This window comes from Peribacillus sp. NPDC097264, from assembly GCF_050277925.1.
GTDB lineage: Bacteria > Bacillota > Bacilli > Bacillales > DSM-1321 > Peribacillus.
In genome coordinates, this window is the sequence record NZ_JBNNSR010000002.1 from 25,467 (window position 1) to 43,762 (window position 18,296).

16 protein-coding genes are annotated in these 18,296 nt (G+C 36.7%); 3 read left to right on the plus strand and 13 right to left on the minus strand.

Going from position 1 to position 18,296, the window contains the following annotated elements; translation table 11 throughout:
• Window positions 1-7: 7 nt before the first annotated feature.
• The 9 genes from ACQKL0_RS02850 to ACQKL0_RS02890 all read right to left on the minus strand — a co-directional run bounded on the left by ACQKL0_RS02850 (window position 8) and on the right by ACQKL0_RS02890 (window position 9,631).
• Window positions 8-1,315 carry a TRAP transporter large permease gene (locus ACQKL0_RS02850; protein ID WP_427686100.1) on the minus strand — a complete coding sequence of 436 codons (1,308 nt, stop codon included), beginning with the start codon at window positions 1,313-1,315 and terminating at the stop codon, window positions 8-10.
• 12 nt (window positions 1,316-1,327) lie between these two features.
• Window positions 1,328-1,810 (minus strand): TRAP transporter small permease, encoded by a 483-nt coding sequence (locus ACQKL0_RS02855; protein ID WP_427686102.1) that lies wholly within the window; start codon window positions 1,808-1,810, stop codon window positions 1,328-1,330.
• Between the two features lie 73 nt (window positions 1,811-1,883).
• Window positions 1,884-2,957, minus strand: a complete 1,074-nt coding sequence (dctP, locus tag ACQKL0_RS02860) for a TRAP transporter substrate-binding protein DctP (protein WP_427686104.1) — start codon at window positions 2,955-2,957, stop codon at window positions 1,884-1,886.
• Window positions 2,958-2,996: 39 nt separating this feature from the next.
• Window positions 2,997-4,052, minus strand: a complete 1,056-nt coding sequence (locus ACQKL0_RS02865) for an LLM class flavin-dependent oxidoreductase (RefSeq protein WP_427686106.1) — start codon at window positions 4,050-4,052, stop codon at window positions 2,997-2,999.
• Between the two features lie 383 nt (window positions 4,053-4,435).
• A complete protein-coding gene (locus ACQKL0_RS02870; protein WP_427686108.1) occupies window positions 4,436-5,860 on the minus strand; it encodes an NAD-dependent succinate-semialdehyde dehydrogenase in 1,425 nt (474 codons plus the stop codon).
• Window positions 5,861-5,938: 78 nt separating this feature from the next.
• Window positions 5,939-7,132, minus strand: coding sequence for a thiolase family protein (locus ACQKL0_RS02875; protein WP_427686110.1), 1,194 nt, complete (start codon window positions 7,130-7,132; stop codon window positions 5,939-5,941).
• Window positions 7,133-7,142: 10 nt separating this feature from the next.
• Window positions 7,143-7,985 carry a 3-hydroxyacyl-CoA dehydrogenase NAD-binding domain-containing protein gene (locus ACQKL0_RS02880; protein ID WP_427686112.1) on the minus strand — a complete coding sequence of 281 codons (843 nt, stop codon included), beginning with the start codon at window positions 7,983-7,985 and terminating at the stop codon, window positions 7,143-7,145.
• An 84-nt stretch (window positions 7,986-8,069) separates the two neighbouring features.
• Complete coding sequence (locus ACQKL0_RS02885; protein WP_427686114.1) at window positions 8,070-8,846, minus strand: enoyl-CoA hydratase/isomerase family protein; 777 nt, start codon at window positions 8,844-8,846, stop codon at window positions 8,070-8,072.
• Between the two features lie 59 nt (window positions 8,847-8,905).
• Window positions 8,906-9,631 carry a riboflavin kinase gene (locus ACQKL0_RS02890; protein ID WP_427686116.1) on the minus strand — a complete coding sequence of 242 codons (726 nt, stop codon included), beginning with the start codon at window positions 9,629-9,631 and terminating at the stop codon, window positions 8,906-8,908.
• Between the two features lie 159 nt (window positions 9,632-9,790).
• Between ACQKL0_RS02890 and rpoN the strand changes: the two genes are divergently transcribed.
• Window positions 9,791-11,125, plus strand: a complete 1,335-nt coding sequence (gene rpoN / locus ACQKL0_RS02895; protein WP_427686118.1) for an RNA polymerase factor sigma-54 — start codon at window positions 9,791-9,793, stop codon at window positions 11,123-11,125.
• Window positions 11,126-11,176: 51 nt separating this feature from the next.
• Here rpoN and ACQKL0_RS02900 read toward each other — a convergent pair whose 3' ends face one another.
• Window positions 11,177-12,112: an MBL fold metallo-hydrolase gene (locus ACQKL0_RS02900; RefSeq protein ID WP_427686120.1), complete on the minus strand. Its 936-nt coding sequence runs from the start codon at window positions 12,110-12,112 to the stop codon at window positions 11,177-11,179.
• A gap of 288 nt (window positions 12,113-12,400) precedes the next feature.
• On the opposite strand from ACQKL0_RS02900, the gene ACQKL0_RS02905 reads away from it, so the two are divergent.
• Together ACQKL0_RS02905 and ACQKL0_RS02910 are read left to right on the plus strand one after the other, a co-directional pair.
• Entirely contained in the window at window positions 12,401-13,003 is a 603-nt protein-coding gene (locus ACQKL0_RS02905) for a hypothetical protein (protein WP_427686122.1), read from the plus strand.
• 121 nt (window positions 13,004-13,124) lie between these two features.
• Window positions 13,125-13,271, plus strand: coding sequence for a hypothetical protein (locus ACQKL0_RS02910; RefSeq protein ID WP_427686124.1), 147 nt, complete (start codon window positions 13,125-13,127; stop codon window positions 13,269-13,271).
• 592 nt (window positions 13,272-13,863) lie between these two features.
• On the opposite strand, the gene ACQKL0_RS02915 is transcribed toward ACQKL0_RS02910, so the two are convergent.
• The 3 genes from ACQKL0_RS02915 to ACQKL0_RS02925 are packed head-to-tail and all read right to left on the minus strand — an operon-like array spanning window position 13,864 to window position 18,205.
• Entirely contained in the window at window positions 13,864-15,981 is a 2,118-nt protein-coding gene (locus ACQKL0_RS02915; protein WP_427686126.1) for an acetate--CoA ligase family protein, read from the minus strand.
• A 4-nt stretch (window positions 15,982-15,985) separates the two neighbouring features.
• Window positions 15,986-17,146: an acyl-CoA dehydrogenase family protein gene (locus tag ACQKL0_RS02920; protein WP_427686128.1), complete on the minus strand. Its 1,161-nt coding sequence runs from the start codon at window positions 17,144-17,146 to the stop codon at window positions 15,986-15,988.
• Between the two features lie 45 nt (window positions 17,147-17,191).
• A complete protein-coding gene (locus ACQKL0_RS02925; protein ID WP_427686130.1) occupies window positions 17,192-18,205 on the minus strand; it encodes a TAXI family TRAP transporter solute-binding subunit in 1,014 nt (337 codons plus the stop codon).
• Window positions 18,206-18,296 lie beyond the last annotated feature (91 nt).

Below are 18,296 nucleotides of genomic sequence, written 5' to 3' on the forward strand. Positions count from 1 at the left end.
TCCTATGCTACTTAATCAAATTGGGTAGGAATGTTACAACATCTGGGAAAGCATATAATAGGAAAATAAGCGAGATAATTGGAATAACGAAAATCACTGCCCCTTTGAAGATGCTTCCTAAATCTAGCTCTTTTACTACACCGCGTAATACGAAACAATTCATTCCAACAGGTGGTGTAATTAACGCTACTTCGACTAATAACACGATAATAACCCCAAACCATATTAAATTGAAATCATAAGAAATTAAAGTTGGCAATAATATTGGGATGGTTACTACTACCATGGCTAATGTATCCATTATTGCACCTAGAATTAAGTACATAATAACCATTAAAATAAAAAACATCAAAGGGGATAGATTTGCATCGATGAAAAATTCTGCTAATAAGTTAGGAACACGCGTTATCGTTAGCACGTAATTAAGTAGGAACGCTCCCATTACGATAACAAAGATGAATCCCGTTGTCTTAAGCGTTCCGAATATAGCCTCTGAAAATACTTTCCATGTTAACTTACGACGCAAAAGGGCAATAATGAATGCTCCTAATGCACCAATACCAGCTGCTTCTGTTGCAGTGAAGAATCCTAAATAAATACCACCCATCACCACTATAAACAAACAAATAATCCAAATATTAACTTTAAGAGATGCGAGCTTCTCTTTCCAACTAACAGTTTCTACTATTTGTTCTCCACCCATACTAGGTTTGATTTTTACGCAAATATAAATCACTAACATGAACAATAAAGTTAACAAAATCCCTGGTACGATCCCAGCTATTAATAATTTACCGATAGATTGCTCAGTAATCATCCCATAGATGATGAACATCGTACTCGGTGGAATTAAAATCCCAAGCGTACCTCCTGCAACAATGGAACCACCAGTTAATACTTTTGAATAATTTGATTTCAACATTTCCTTCGAAGCAACTAACCCCATTGTACTTGTTGTTGCTAAGCTAGAACCGGATGAAGAAGCGAATACCGCTGATGCAGCAATTGTTGCCATCCCTAAACCACCGCGAACGCGCCCGAAAAATTTTCTGAACGTATCAAATAAATCATCTGTAAATCCTGCAGCAAAAAGTAGTTGTCCCATTAATACGAAAAGCGGAATTGTACTTAACGTATAGTTGGAGCTTCTTTCCCAAATAACACTATCGATTGCTGTAAAGAGGACATTTTCGTTTCTCAAATACATAATTCCCACAAAGGCCGGAAGTGCCATGGAAAGTACGATAGGCACCCGTAAAAACATCAAAATGAATACAGCTATAATGACTATAATACCAACTGTTTCTATACTCATCCATTCATCCCCCTATTCAAATTTTTTATATTCCTTCATTCTTAATAAAACAATAATCTTTTGAATAGCCATTAAAGCCCATGCAATAAAACCTATGATTAACAACGCTTTAAACGGATAAAATTTATATCCTAACAGAACAGAAGTATGTTGCATGTCGAATTTAGCATAGAATGCGTAGGCAACGATAACGCAAAATATTACTGTTAAACAAAGCGAAAAGATATCTAGAATTTTTTGTAGTTTACTAGGAAATCTATCTACCAAAATCCCAACTTCTACATGACCATTTCGGTACTCCGTATAAGCCATTGAACAGGCTACTAAAATCGCCATGCCAATCTGTACAATTTCGACATCTCCAATGATTGGGCGGTGAAACGCGCGTGCAACTGCAGCTGCGCCTGTGAAAATCATCATCAGCACTAGGACTGCATAGGCTATATATGAAATTCCAATCGTGAAGCCTTTTGCAATTTTATCAAATAAAGCCACTTTAATTCCCCCTTATAAAGAGTAATGGCAAAAGTATAGATACCTAGGAGCTATACTTTTGCCATTTTGAGTATTATTGAGGGACCGGTACTCCCTCGGCTGTTAGTAATTCTACATAATAATCCATCATCGCTTGACCATCATAACCGCGTTTATTCGCTTCAGTTACCCAATCTTCCATTTGTTTTTTTATTGGAGTTCTCCATTCATCAATTTCCGTTTCAGTTGGCACATATACGCCGCCTCCATCTGCAGAAACATTCTCTTCATACTTTCCAATATTTACTCCAGCTGTTTCTGAATACATGTTTGTACATAATTCATTAAATTCAGGACCAAGATCATTAAGCATTAGTTCTTGTAAATCTTCAGGAAGGGACTTTAAGAAATCCGAATTAATATAGAAAGGCATTACACTGACACCCATATCTATTTTCGTCATCCATTTTGTCACTTCATCAAATTTATAACCAATTGCACCGACACCTGTATAAATTGCATAGTCTGTAATACCACGTTCTAAAGATTCATAAAGCTCTGCGTTTGCCATCGATACTGGAGTCCCTTTTAATGATTTTAATAATTCTATACGACCTGCTACACTATCTGAAATCTTTTTATTTTTTAAATCTGCTACTGACTTAATTGGTTTTTGACCAAAAATTTGATAAGCATCCGTAGAAGTTACACCTAAGTAGGTCACATCTTCAGATATTCCAGTTCCGTATTTACCTATATAAGGTTTTAGAACTTTAGGAACAATTTCAGGAGACTGTAATAAAAAAGGAATGTCACTGATTGTTAATGGGAACATATCTGTATCAGCATGTAAACCTGGAATAATGAAACCAGCCTCGTACACCCCACCTTCAATATCTGAATAACCTGAGTTTAAATTACCTAAAGCTGCCCCTGAATATGCATTAACTATTATGCGACCTTCTGATTTTTCTTCAACATATTGTACCCAAGGCTCCACTACTTTTTTTGCGAAGTCACTGGATGCAGACGCTGAGAAGTTTAAGTTTAATTCATAAGATTCGCCTTCTTTAGATGAATTGACTGAGCCGCCTGATTTACCACAAGCAACTAACACCAAGCAAAAGACTCCCACTAATAAAAGCAAACCGACTTTATATTGTTTCATTTCTCGCATCCCCCTTTTCTAAAAAAGCTTATATCTCATCTATTTGACCTTTACACTTTCAAAATGTGGCATTACTTTTTCAGCAAACAGACTCATAGATTTTTGTACTTTATCTTGAGGTTGACCACCAATGTTCATCCATAAAAGGATGTTATTTAGACCTGTTTCTTCTTTATAACGTTTAATATCTTCAATTACTTTTTCAGGTGAACCTACTAGGGTATTTTCTGATTGTAAGAAACGATCATAATCTATATTCCGCTCACGATCAATAACACCGAATGTAGGACGATTGTCACGTTCACTCATATACCATTCAAGGCCTTCACGATACTCCTCCTGTGCTTGTTCTGTTGTTTCTGCCACATAGCAGAATAGAAGTTTACCAGAACGTTTGATAACGCTTTCAACATAATCCTCAGTTAAGCCTGAAGTAAGTGCTTCCTCACGATACAATTTGATTTTATGCTTTGTATCTTCATTGCTAATGCCACCAAGCATGAATGAGTGTCCTTGTTTCGCAGCATTAATCATTGATGCATCGTTTCCTGATACCATCACAAAAATTGGTGGACCATCTTTTTGTACCGGACGTGGATATACCGGAACATTCTCAATATTGTAGAATTGTCCAGAATATGTAACACGCGGAGACTGTAAAGCTGCTTTTAGAATATCTAATGACTCAAGGTAACGATCATGACGATCATCAAAATCGATATTATACGCATCAAATTCTAGTTTATCGTAACCTTTACCAACACCGAGATAAAGGCGACCATCACTAATAATATCCACAAGATTCATTTCCTCTGCTAATTTAAGTGGATGGTGAAGAGGAAGTCTCGTTACGCCCGTAGCTAGTTTAATATTTTTCGTAACGGCTGCTGCCGCTGCTAAATATACCGAAGTATTACTCACCACGCCATATGCACGTGCATTATGCTCTGCAATCCAAACAGAATGATAGCCTATTTCATCTGCAAGTTTAATTTGTTCTAAACCATCTCTTAATTCCTGAGCATCTGTTTTTGTAGGAGGTACAGAGTTCAAGAAAAATAACCCAAATGTCATATCTTTACCTAATTCAGCCATATCAATATCAGCTCCTAATATTTTTATTATTGTTCCACCTGATGTATCGGCATTTACATTAAGTGTGAACTTAATTATAAAAAAGCAATTTGCATACCAAACAAGGTTAATTATTATAATATTTAGAAATTTTTACAATAAATTTTATATCAATGACTTTAATAGCGCGGAAATCTAAATTTTCAAGAACATATTCAAACTCGGAATCGCAGTGCTTCTCACATAAATATTTTGAAGTTTCTTGTTTTATAAACGAAACACTTTGTCTCTTAAATGAAACATTTTAATGTTAAGGAACTCAATTATAGCCCTTGCTTCCCATCAGTACTTTCTAAATTAAAAACGGATATGATGTGACATGCACAACATATCCGCCTTAACCATTAATTCATTTTAAGTAAAAATGAGCCAAGTTTGACTTCTAAATATTCATCAATACCGTGAGCACCTTCTACGCCAAGACCACTGGTTTTCCATCCACCAAATGGGGCTTGGACGGCAAATGGAGCTACATCATTAATTCCTACAATACCGTACTCTAAGTTTTCGAATACACGATATGCTCTTGATAAATCATTTGTGTAGAAATAAGAAGCTAATCCAAATTCCGTGTCATTCGCTTGCTTTAACACTTCCTCTTCGGTTACAAATTTCATGATGGGTGCAACAGGTCCAAAAGTTTCTTCTGATGTAATGAGCATTGAATCGTTTACATCTGCAAGTACTGTGGGTTCGTAAAAATAACCATTTTTTAATGGCTCTATCTCTGCTCTTTTGCCACCACATAATATAACCGCACCTTTTGATACCGCATCCTGTACTTGCTCATTCATCTTAGTAATCGCACTTTGGTTAATTAATGGCCCAACCCGACATTTCAAATCACGACCATCGCCAACTGGCAAATCTTTTACTTTCTCCACGTATTTTTGTATAAATTCATCGTAAATACTTTCTTGTACATACATTCGGTTTGCACATACGCATTGCTGACCTGAGGAATTAAATTTAATATTAATAGCCCCTTCAACAGCTAATTCTAAATCAGCATCTTCAAATACGATAAACGGGGCATGTCCCCCAAGTTCCATCGATACTTTTTTCACTGTATTCGCCGCTTTTTTCATTAACTCGATACCAACCTCTGTTGAACCTGTAAACGAAATTTTCTTCACATCCGGGCTTTCTAACCAAACATCTGTGATTTCTTCTGCTGAACCACACACTAAATTTATAACACCTTTAGGAACGCCACATTCTTCAAAAATTTTGACTAATTCAATCGCGCTAATTGGCGATTGGCTAGATGGTCTAATTAAGCATGTACACCCTGCAGCAAGTGCAGGTGAAAGTTTTCTACTTAACATTTGCAACGGGAAATTCCAGGGTGTAATCGCTGCGATTACACCAATAGGTTGCTTAATTGTCATCATCCTTTTATTTGTCGCATTGCTTGGAATCTGTTCTCCATAGATTCTGCGAGCTTCTTCTGCAAACCATTTAAAATAGGCAGATGAACTTTCTACTTCATAGATGGCGTTGACTAATGGCTTCCCCATTTCTGTTGTAATGATATTAGCCAGCTCATCCTTTCTTTCTAAAATGCGCTGCGCAATTTTTTCTAATATTTGTGATCTTTCTAGAGCTGTAGTTCGAGACCAAGTATAAAACGCTCCTTTTGCACTTTTAATTGCCGCAATCGCATCTTCTTTCGTGCCTTTATTAATCTCTTGAACTAGTTCCCCATTCGCTGGGTTCACTACCCGGATTTTTTCGTCCTTTTCAATCCATTCTGCATTGATGAACATGCTTCCTCATCTCCCTTTTATATCAAGCTATCCATTAAGATATATCTCTAACAATTGATATAGCGGCATATACTCCTTCTATACTTGTAAGTTTTCTATAATTGTTGTTATACCTAAACCGCCTGCAATACAAAGTGTTACAAGACCGTATTTCTCCCCCCGACGCTCCATCTCGTGAAGCAGTTTCGTCATTAAAATTGCACCTGTAGCGCCGATTGGGTGACCAAGTGCAATCGCACCACCGTTGACATTAATACGATCGAGTGAAATGCCCCATTCTTTAATAACAGCTAAGGACTGGGCAGCAAACGCTTCGTTTAGCTCAATTAATCCGATATCCTGGAGCGTAAGACCTGCTTGTTTAAGAGCTTTTTCGGTTGCTGGAACAGGACCAATCCCCATAAATCGAGGAGATACACCTGCTGCTGCTTGTGCTATGATACGAGCTTTTGGCTTGAATCCATGCTTTAAAGCGGCTTCTTCTGATGAAATGAGCAATGCGGATGCACCATCATTTCGACCACTACTACTACCAGCTGTTACAGTACCACCTTTTTTGAATACAGGCTTTAATTTTGCTAAGCCTTCCACAGGAGAAAGACGTGGATGTTCATCAATATCAAAAACAACATTCATTTTCCTTTTTTTTATTTCAATGGGAATAATCTCTTTTTTAAAGCGTTCATTCGTAATCGCGTCATGTGTTAGTTGCTGGCTGCGGTATGCAAATTCATCTTGCTCTTCACGAGAAATGTTATACTTTTCTGCTAAGTTTTCAGCCGTTTCACCCATAGTAAAAGAACCATATTGGTCAATTGGTTGTGAACACGGCTGACTTTCTGTGTTCGGATCTAAAATTAATCCATTACCAGCACCATAGCCATAACGTGCATTACGAATGTAGTATGGTGCTGTACTCATGCTTTCCACACCTCCCGCAATGATGAAATCAGCTAAACCACCTTCAATCTGCAAAGCTGCATTGTTCACCGCTTGTAATCCTGACCCACATTGACGATGAACCGTATAGCCTGGAATATGTATTGGCAATTTTGCACGCAACGAGGCAACACGAGCTAAGTTTGGTGTATCAGCGCTTTGCTTTCCTTGCCCTAAAATCACTTCATCTACCAAGGTGACATCGAGATTTGTTCGATCAATAATGGCATTTAGTACATCAGCCCCTATATAATCAGCTTCTATATCTTTTAAGCTTCCTCCTAATTTCCCAATGGCCGTCCGGACGGAATCAATAATGACTGCATTTGACATAATTTCCTCCTTACTCGTATTTATAAAAGCCTTGACCAGATTTACGACCGAGTCTTCCTGCCTTCACATATTTAATAAGTAGTGGACAAGGACGATACTTTTCACCAAGTGTTTCGTATAAATATTGCATGTTGCGAAGTCTTGAATCTAATCCAACAAGGTCAGCTAATTCAAGTGGCCCCATGGGGTGATTAAGACCAAGCTTCAACGCTTTATCAATATCTTCTGCGGAAGCAACACCTTCCATAAGCATGTTCATTGCCTCATTTCCGATTAAGCAGTTCATGCGACTTGTTACGAAACCTGGGAATTCACTTACTTCTACCACTTCTTTATTCATTTGAAGTGCAACTTGTTTTACTTTTTCAAAGGTTTCATCGGATGTATCTAAGCCACGTACGACTTCAACTAAATTCATGCGTGGGACTGGATTAAAGAAGTGCATCGCGATCGTTTGAGATGATCGCTTCGTCTGTGCACCAATTTCAGTAGGACTCATCGTTGAAGTGTTTGTAGCAAAAATTACATGTGGCTGACAAATTGCATCTAGCTTTTTAAACACGTCAATTTTTAGTGATATGTCCTCCAACACCGCTTCAATTACTATATCTGCATCGCGACCTGCTTCCTCTAAATCTTCTAAATACACAATTTTTGCAATAGCTTCCCTGTCCTCTACTTTTGCGTAACCTCTACTAATCGATTTTTCTAAGTCTTTTTCAATTTGCTTTTTTGCATTTTGAAGTGCTTGTTCAGAAATATCTTGTATGACAACATCAAAATCTGAGATAGCAAGAGTGTAAGCGATACCTCTTCCCATTACACCTGCCCCAATCACTGTAATTTTTTTCATTTTCCAACCCCATCCCTATCATTTTTCCCTTTGTGTTTCAAAACATCTTAATTTTGAGATATCATGTTTCTTTTTTGAAACATTTTATTCTCCTTTAAAGTTAGCAGGTCTTTTTTCAAGAAATGCGGTTGTCCCTTCTAACTTGTCTTTGCTTTCAAACACAATGGCTTGTGTAAGTTTTTCAAGCATTAAGGCCGTATCTAAATTCATGTCAAAACCTTGATGTACAACTTGTTTCGCAAGTTTTAAGGCAAGTGGCCCTTTCGAAACAATCGCTTTCGTATATTCCTTCGCCTCTTCAAGTAGTAATTCCGGTGCCACTACCTTTGATACTAGACCGATTTGCTCTGCACGGTCAGCAGATATAATTGATCCTGTTAAAATCATATCTAAGGCACGACCCTTTCCTACAATTCTTCCTAAACGCTGTGTACCACCACCGCCAGGAATAATCGCCAGGTTCAATTCTGGAAGACCAAACTTTGCTGATTCAGAAGCGATACGGATGTCACAGGCTAATGCAAGCTCACAACCTCCGCCAAGAGCAAAGCCATTTATAGCTGCGATAATGACTTTTCCGCTTTGTTCAAAGCGCTTACAAATACCTTGTAATCCTGGCTCTAAAGCATCTAAAAATCTTCTTTGCTGTAATTGTTTAATATCTGCTCCTGAAGCAAAGCTCTTCTTACCTTCGCCTGTTAAAATGACAACTGACACTTCATCATCTTTTTCAAAGGCAGTTAAAGCGCGTTCCATTTCTCCATAAGTTGTTGAATCTAACGCATTTCTTACCTCAGGACGATTTATTTTGATTAATCCAATGTTTCTATCTTTTTCAGCTAGTATATGTTTAAATTCCATAACTCCCCTCCTTTTTGCACTCATTAAAACTAGAAGCAATTCCTATGCCAAACAGATTGTTATTGGTTCACAATATGGTTGGCATAATAGAAACTTAACTGCTCTGACAATCCTTTTGCTCCAAACTCTAACTTTCCTTCTCTTGGAATATAAACCGTCACCCAATATAAAAAGCGCAAAATGGTCGTTCTTCTCCAAATAATGTTTACAGTGTGATTTTTCGTAAACCATTTATCAATCGTGTTATATACTCCTCGGTTTATCCCAAATTTCCCTGCACAAAATTTCACAAACTCTAAATCTGGTAAATGAACAACTTTTAAATCAATTTCCTGATGAAATTCTGGAACATAATTATCCTGAAAGTCTTGTTGCGTTTCTTCCTGCATAAGCTGAGTTTTTGCAACTTCACAATCTTGATTGAATTGTATTTTTAGCGCTTCTATTGTCTTGAATTTTCTTTCACTTCTAATGAAACTACGTATTTCAACCTTCAATATCTCTCCATAAATATCTTGAGTGAAATTTAAAATATGAACTCCAATCATTTTTTCTCTTAAAATGTCTTCAAATGTCGGCTTTATCCCTATGTTCATCACACCATGTAATTCCTGGCCATTGTAGTGAACTAGTACACTGTATACACCGTTGAGCATTGGGAAATTCACGTCCGACTGTAATTCTAAATTCGCAGTTGGAACTCCTAATTTGCTTCCAATCTGATTTCCCATTACGACCTCTCCTTGGAAAAATGAATTTACATTTTCTAAAACTTTTTGAACCATGATTGCTCCCCCCCCAAATCCACTTATTCGTTCAACTTTTTACAAGCAATTTCCATACCAAAGCGGATTCCCCTTAAAAAATATGGGATTTTAACGAAAAAAATGTAATAATTGAGAGTAATAACAAGAAAGAGTAACTAGCCTTCGAGGGGGATAGAAATGACCTTTAAGATGCAACTTTCTCAAAAACTTACACAAAAGTTAACGACCGAACAGCTACATCATTTAGAAATTCTCCAGTTATCCAATATGGAACTAGAAGATTATATTTATCATAAGGCAAATGAAAATCCTTTACTGACAGTAGTCGAAACTGAAGTAAATCATGTGCACTACCTAATGGATTTGTCTATTACCCATACAAAAAGTAATTCTTTCATTTCTAATAATCAAAAAACGGATTTAGTTCATAATTTACTAATAGAAAGAGAATCGTCGTTCAATTTTTTATTTGAACAGATTCCTCTTAATCAAGATCTTTCAGAAAAAGATATAAAAATCTTGAAATATTTAATTTATAACTTGAATGAAAACTATTATTTAGATATTGAACCGTATGAGGTATCTAACATTTTTAATATAGATGTTGAATATGTGGAGGGGTTAGTGGATTTATTGCAAAGGTTTGAACCTATAGGAATAGGTTCTAGAAATTTAAAAGAATACTTATTAATTCAAATTAATAACGATTTACTTGCACCTCCTCTAGCTAGTGAATTTGTAAAAAACCATTTAGAAGAGGTGGCCAAGTTATCAATAAAATTTTTAAGTAAACATTATAAAATTTCTACAAAGGAAACAAGAAATATTTTAAAATTCATCCAAAACTTAAACTCTATGCCCTACGTTCAGCAATCGCCAACATACGTAGGACATATCGTCCCTGACGTAACGGTAGAAAAATCAAATAGCGAATGGCTTATTATTATGAATGACCAATTACGATCATCTATTGAAATCAATCAACAATATGTAGACATGTTAAAGTCAAATAAAGAGGATGAAGCTTACTGTCGAAATTGCTTAAAAGATATTATGTTACTCACGCAAGGGATTGAACAAAGGAATCGTACTTTGTATATCGTGACAAGATTGTTATTAGTTATGCAAGACGAATTTTTTGATTATGGAATCAAAGCATTAAAACCAGTTAGATTAAAAGATGTGGCACTTGCACTGGATCTACATGAATCAACTATAAGCCGTAGCCTACAAAATAAATATATAAAAACACCTCATGGGATTCATTCATTTCGTTCACTTTTTGTAAAAGGAATTAAAAATCAACTTGGAAAAATGAATTCCGTTATGGATGTAAAATGCAAGATTAACGAGCTCATCGCAAAAGAAGATAAAAAATCACCACTTACTGATAAAGATTTAACAACCTTAATTCAAATGGACGGTATTCAAATTTCGAGAAGAACCATTGCTAAATACCGAGAAGAGTTAAATATTCCAAATTCATCCAAAAGGATTTATCTTTATCAATAATCATTTCTTACTTTATACTTTACTTTTTTAGTAGATGGACATACCTTCTTGTTATTGAATAGTTTGCATTGTAATCTTGGTCTCATTGTTTATAATTTTTAGACTACCTTCCTCTAAAAGATAGTTTAAGTAGCCTAATGTTTGCATAATTTGTGGGGATGGTTTAGTGACATCTTTTTTATAAAAAAGCTGGATTATTTGATCAAATAAATAAGGCTGCTGTTTGAGCGCATTTTTTAGTTGTGTAAGTTTCTTAAAATGTCTCATTTCAAGGCTTTCGATTAAATCCGTAGTGTTAGCGATGATATCACCATGACCAGAAACAGTTAATTGACAAGAGAAATTTTTAATTTTATTGAGTGAATGTAAATAATTTTTAAGAGGATTGAATTGATTATTCTCAACTATAAGAACTGGACTAAAATTTTGGATCAGTTGATCACCTGCAAATAACACTTTCCTTTTTTGTTCGTAAAAGCAAAAATGATCGACTGAGTGGCCAGGTGTTGCAATTGCTTGAAATAAGGAAGAACCGATATGGATTATCTCGTCATCGTCAAACGTCTCATCAATTTCAAAATTGTAAGATTCATGTTCATCCAGTAGGTGTTTAGGGGAATAAGGATAGGTATAGCCATATTGTTTTGCAGTTTCAATTAAACCAACATTTTTAGGGCTGTTTTTCATCGTAGCGAGTTTTTCTTCGCTCTTCGTGGAAGCAATAATTTTCTTGACTGCTGCATGTTGCCGTAAGAAGTGACAACAGCCTGCGTGGTCTGTATGAATGTGCGTTAATAAAATATGAGAAATGGGCTTATGAAGTGTAGGGATTAAATCTCCCCAAAAAGCTTTTGTTTCCTCGTTATTTTCACCTGTGTCAATTAGCATATAGGAGGTTTCATGTTCAATTAAATAGCAGTTGACATCAGCATTATAAACAGAAGGCAATTTTATTTCATAAATATGATCCATTAGTTTACGTATCACATTAATACACCCCATTAAATTATTTATCTATATTTGTATTATTCATCCTTCTCGAATATCCTGCTTTAAATAAAGGATTTTTTGTATTTCTAATCTATAATCCTCAAGAAAAATTTCTATTACATTAGCTACTTTCAATGAATAATTATAAAACTAGAAAAACAGGTGAAGAAAAATGGAAATACTTCGTAGTGCATACCTTACAAATCCTCAATCAATTATTGGTGCTGTAGATATCGATCCCCAAAAGGTTGGAAAGGATATTGGGCTATCATAAATGAAAATAAGATGAATGTACATGTGGTCTCCAGTATTCATGAAGTAAAAACCAGTGTAGAGCATCCAATTGCCCTTCATGCGACTGGTTCCAATGCAAAACAAGTTTGGCCACAAATCAAGGAACTTTTAGATCATGGGTTCTCAGTGGTTTCTACCTGTGAACAGCTTTCTTTCCCGTGGCAGCGTCACCCTGAGCTGGCAAAGGAGATAGATATATATGCTAAGAGTAAAGGGCTCAGTGTCATCGGGACTGGCATTAATCCAGGTTTCATCATGGATACCATGGCGATCTGTTTTTCAACCGTTGTTACAACGGTAAACAGAGTCCTTGTCAATCGTAAAGTGGATGTTTCGAAACGCCGTCTTCCCTTACAAAGAAAAGTAGGAATCGGTATGACAAAAGGAGAATTTGAGGCACTGGCTGAACAAGATAAAATCGGCCATGTTGGTCTTGAAGAATCTGTTAGATTAATTGCATATGGGCTAGATTGGGAACTTACTCGTGTAAATAATACCATTGAGCCAACAATTGCTACCGAAGATATAACCGTTCCACTTACGTCTCTAAAAAAGGGGCGGTTAGTGGGCTACACCAAGTATCAAGAGTTTTGACCTCTACCGGAAAGGAAATCTGCCTGGACTTGACCATGTCTGTAGGAATTAACCAAGAGGATGAGATTATAATTGAAGGAAACGAAACACAGAGATTAATCATACCAAAATGGAGTATTCGGTGATACTGCTACTGCCTCCATGGTTATTAATACAGCTAAACAAATTGATGCGATTCGAAAACCTGGATTACTTACCATGGCTGACATCGGACTGCCAAGAAACAGAGGCGTCCATGCATCAAAACGACATCGGACTGCACAAGTAATGTTTCCAGGTCAATTTGTTCGAAGTCGGTCTGGCCTTTATAATACGGGTCATGGAATATGATGCGTGCATCAAAACCGCTTAAGAAACGTCCAACGAGTGTACGTAATTCTGATAGTAGCAGGCCAACTGTAAATTCCGCAACGCTACGGGCGTTGCGTCCTGGTGTATTGATGATTTCAATGTTTCTGTCATTCGCCAGATCCCTGTTGACGTGACAATAAGAATGATGAAAAGATGCTCCGTTGGTTGAATAATAAAGCGGGTAAAGAGATCGGAACTCTCAAATAAGAAACGAGATTTTAACGGCATACCATATTTTGAACCTTCAAACGTCAAAATATGATATTTCGTAAGAAATGTAACTTAACTTATCTATTTCATCCAAAAGGTTATCATCGAAGCAACTAAATATAATATAAGTCCATTCATATAAACAGCAAAAAAGGTATAATTCCCTCAGATTACGAGGCATTATACCTTTTTTGCTCTTAAGGGACTTTAAGTGTCCTCCATACTGCTGAGTTTTATTTTTTAAAAGCCTATAACGCAAACTTTTAACATACCAATGTGATATAAATTTATAACTATCTTTAAGTGTTTAAAAATTCGTTATATTTAACCAAATAATGCATAGTAGACACTGCTTTTTCAGGAGTAGGATATACAGGAAACTTCTCATCTTGGTAAAAGGCCATTGCATTTGGAGCTATGGAGTTTGCACCTAATCTACCTACTATGACAGGTTTATCGTACTTCTTAAAAACTTCTAAAATGGCTTTGGCTATAATAATAGCTCCTGGGTCTGCATTAGATGTCAACATTACGATTAACCCATCTAAGTTTCTATCATTTACAAGAGCCTCCAAAACAGTTTTGAAAATTTCTGGTTTTGCAAGGACTTCAGCCGTAACGTCGACTGGATTCTGCGCTGACCCAAAGGATGGAATGACTCGTTTTATAGCATTAGATGTTTCTCCTAATATTGGAACACTTAATCCATATTCAGCACATAAATCAGCCACCACACTACATGCTCCTCCAGACGCCGTAATGACACCAACCCTATTTCCTTCCGGAATAGGCTGAATTTCGAAAGCACGTGATACATCGATTAATTCTTCAATGCTATCCACTCTTAACACTCCAAGCTTTTTAAATGCTTCAGAATAAATCTCATCATCCCCTGCAATCGATCCTGTATGTGATTGAACGGCTCTCTGACCTACCTGAGATTTACCGGTTTTATAGATAAGTACCGGTTTTTTATTATGCAAAGCCTTGGTCGCAGCTTCTTTAAACTCTTCAGCGTTTTGAATGCCTTCCATGAAAACGGAAATCACCTTCGTTAATTCATCTTCAGCTAATATATTAATGAATTCGGAAATATTCAAATCGGCTTCATTGGCAACACTAACCCATCTACTAAAACCTGCCCCCTGTTCCCAGGCTCTGCTCAATAATGCGCTTCCCATAGCTCCGCTCTGAGATACAAATCCAATGTTTCCTAAGGGTTTATTTTTTGCCTCTAATGCCGATCCAAATGCAGTATATACATTTATAGAAGGGCTTGCTATTCCCATTGAATTTGGACCTAACAAACGCATATTCCCTCTATGTGCAATCTCCTTTATCCGCTCTTGTAGTGCCCTTCCTTCCTCCCCTGTTTCCGCAAACCCTGATGAGTGGATTATAGCCATCTTGACATCCTTTACTAAACATTCTTCTAGAACATCGGGAACCATCTCAGCTGAGACGATAATACATGCTAAGTCAATTTCGTCGGGTACATCGATTAAACTCGAATAGGCTTTATAACCCATAATTTCACTTGTATTAATATTGATAGGAAATAAATTTCCGGTATAACCATTTTCGACAATATATTGAAACAGTCTCCCACCATTTTTCTTATTATTCGATGATGCCCCTACTACAGCAATTGAACAAGGGTTAATCATTTTTTCGATGTGTTCCAGAGATTTCCGACTATTGTTTTGCTTTATTTCAGATTGATCTAATAAAACACGAACGTCACAGACTGTTGCTTTTTCGTCATGAAAAATGACAGGGTTTAAATCCATCTCCATAATATCTGGTCTTGCTATAATCAACTTGTTAAGACCTCTGACCAACGACTTCAGGGCATTCATATTTATCTTGGCTCCTCCACGAAAGCCGTTCAATAATGGAAATCCTTTTAGATTTAACACCATTTTTTCCACTTCTAAATCACTGACAGGCATCATTTTCATGGAAAAGTCTTTTAATACTTCAACAAAAATACCACCCATACCAATAATCAGTTGATGTCCAAATACTAAATCCTTTTTGATTCCAACAATTAATTCCAAACCTTTCGGGACCATTTTTTGGACCAATATGCCCTCTAGATGTGCATTTTGATCATGGATTTTTATGTTTTTAACAATTTCGTTGAATTTTTCAACTAACTCTACTTCATCAAGTATATTTAATTTAACAATATCAGCTTCCGTTTTATGGACTATCTCCCGAGACATACCTTTAAGAACAATCGGAAATCCTAAACCTTTTGCAATCTCGATGGCCTGCTGTTTATCGAATGCCAGTTTTCCTTTTACTACAGGCAAGGCAAATTCTTCAAGAAGTTGACTGCCTTCAAATTCCATTAAAAAGTAATTATCTTTTTTCCCTACTTGATCCTTTACCTCAATTTCTGGATTTTTCATAAGTTTAAACCCCCACTCCAACTTTTCTTTGACTGAACTTCGATTGAAGTACATCTTCAGCAATTTTATTTTTTAACATTTCTGGTGTTCCGCCTGCAATCATCCAACCCCTCACTTTTCGGAAAATGTACTCCAGTGGATAATCAGTGGAATAGCCATATCCCCCAAATAACTGTAAGGCTTCATGAGCAACTTCAAATGCAGCAACGTTTATATATGCTTTTGCAATGGAAGTTTCAATTGGTACCGGTGCCCCATTGTCTGCATTAGTGGCTGCTCGATATAATAATAACCTTGAAGCTTCTAATTTCATTTTCATTTCTGCAATTTTCCATTGTGTACCTTGAAATTCTGCTAAGGGATGGCCAAATTGCTCCCGGACTTTAACGTGTTTGACAGCCATGTCAAATGCCGATTGGGCTAAAGCCAGTGATCTGGTCGTATTGCCAATACGTTCAACGTTGAACATTGTAAATAACTTTCTAAAACCATCTTCTGGAACTAAAATATTACCAACCGGCACTTCACAATCTTCAAAGTGAAGAGTACAATGCTCTTCTCCAGACATGTGTCTTTCAGTTTTTCCTCTTGTGAACCCTGGTGCGTCACGTTCCACCAGTATCGCTCCTGAACTCTTAACTCCTTTCCCAAAACGCACCCAAACTACATAAAATGAATTAGATGGTCCATGAGTATTAAAAATTTTCGATCCATTTATGATGACTTTATCACCATCAATTCTCGCTGTGGTTTGTAAATCAGTTGTTGCCGATCCTGCATTAGGTTCAGTCATACCTATGGAAATCAATTTTTTTCCAGACAGAACAGGAGGAAGTACCCGTTCTTTTAGTTCTTGAGAACCATACGCAGCTACCTGTTTAATTGCACCAAAGTTACCGATCTGAAACATATCCGCCGTATGAGGGCAAACCTTAGCAATCTCTTCCATTACTAGCATTGCATCAAACAACGTTCTTCCTTGCCCTCCATCTTCCTCTGATATAGTCATACCTAACAAGCCGTGTTCCGCTAGAATTTCCATATTCTTGAGGGGGACTTCACCAGTTTTATTCCATGTATACGCTTTTTCCGCAAACTTATCTTTCGCTAAATCCTTAGACCATTTTTGAATCTCTTTTTGTTCATCAGTTAATTGAAAATCCATTTTTACCACTCCTATTCTTTTTTGAATCGATTAACAAATTGATTTTCACTTGATTAATCCTTTTTCCTTAAAATATTTTTCAGCACCGGGATGTAAAGGAACGGCCATATCATCCAGCGCTTTTTCCAATGTAATGTCCTTTGCAGATGAATGGGATTTGTGGAAATCATCTAAATTTTCAAAAAGAGTTTTCGTTATGTTATATACAACTTCTTCTGGTACATCTTCCCGTACAACAAATGTTCCAGACAAACCAATTGTAGGAATAGCACTGTCATTTATTTGATTTTTTCCATATAATTTAGGGTCTTGTTCAGCTTCAAGAAGTCCTATTCCGTTTTTGATAACATTTTTTCTTTGTGGTTCTGGTACAGCGATCATTTTTATTTTCCGTGTCAAAGACAGAGTTTCTATCGCTCCTACCCTAGCAGACGACAAAGCAGTTATTGCATCAATTGCACCATCCCCCAAGGCTTCTGCTGCAGCTGTTTGATTTAAATACTGCCAATCTGAGTTCTTTTTTGTCATACCGAATTCCGGTAAAACATATGGCCAAACATACGTTGCTCCTGTACTACCTGGTGCACCAATCGCAATTTTCTTTCCTATTAAATCTTCTATGGAATTTATTCCTGAGTCCTCCCTCACGATTAATTGGACGGCAGCATACGGCCAGGCAAAGATCCCTTTAATTTGCTTATACTGGTCTGCTTTACCCTCATACTCATTTAATCCGTTGATTGCTGTTTCAATTTCTGGCCCATAGACAACCCCTATGTCTGCTTTTTTTTCGATAAGACGACTTAAGTTTTCTTTCCCTCCACCAGAAGCCTGAACAGTTAAATTAATTTCTGGATTATGTTCTGCTATCAGTTTTGAAATGCTTGAGGAAAATGCATATACCGATGCAGTATTAGAACCAGTTGTCACATTAAGGAATACACGTTCGTTCTTTTTTTCTGAGGTGCCTGCCTGATCAGAGTTCGAAGAACACCCTGTTAAAATTAAAGTAAAGGCTGATAGTAGCACCATTAATCTTGCTAGAAATTTAATATTCAAAACCCATCCCCCTCATCAATTTATATATTGAATGACTCTCCTTCTTTCTGATTAACACTTACATGTACTAATCAATCAAGTTGATTTAATC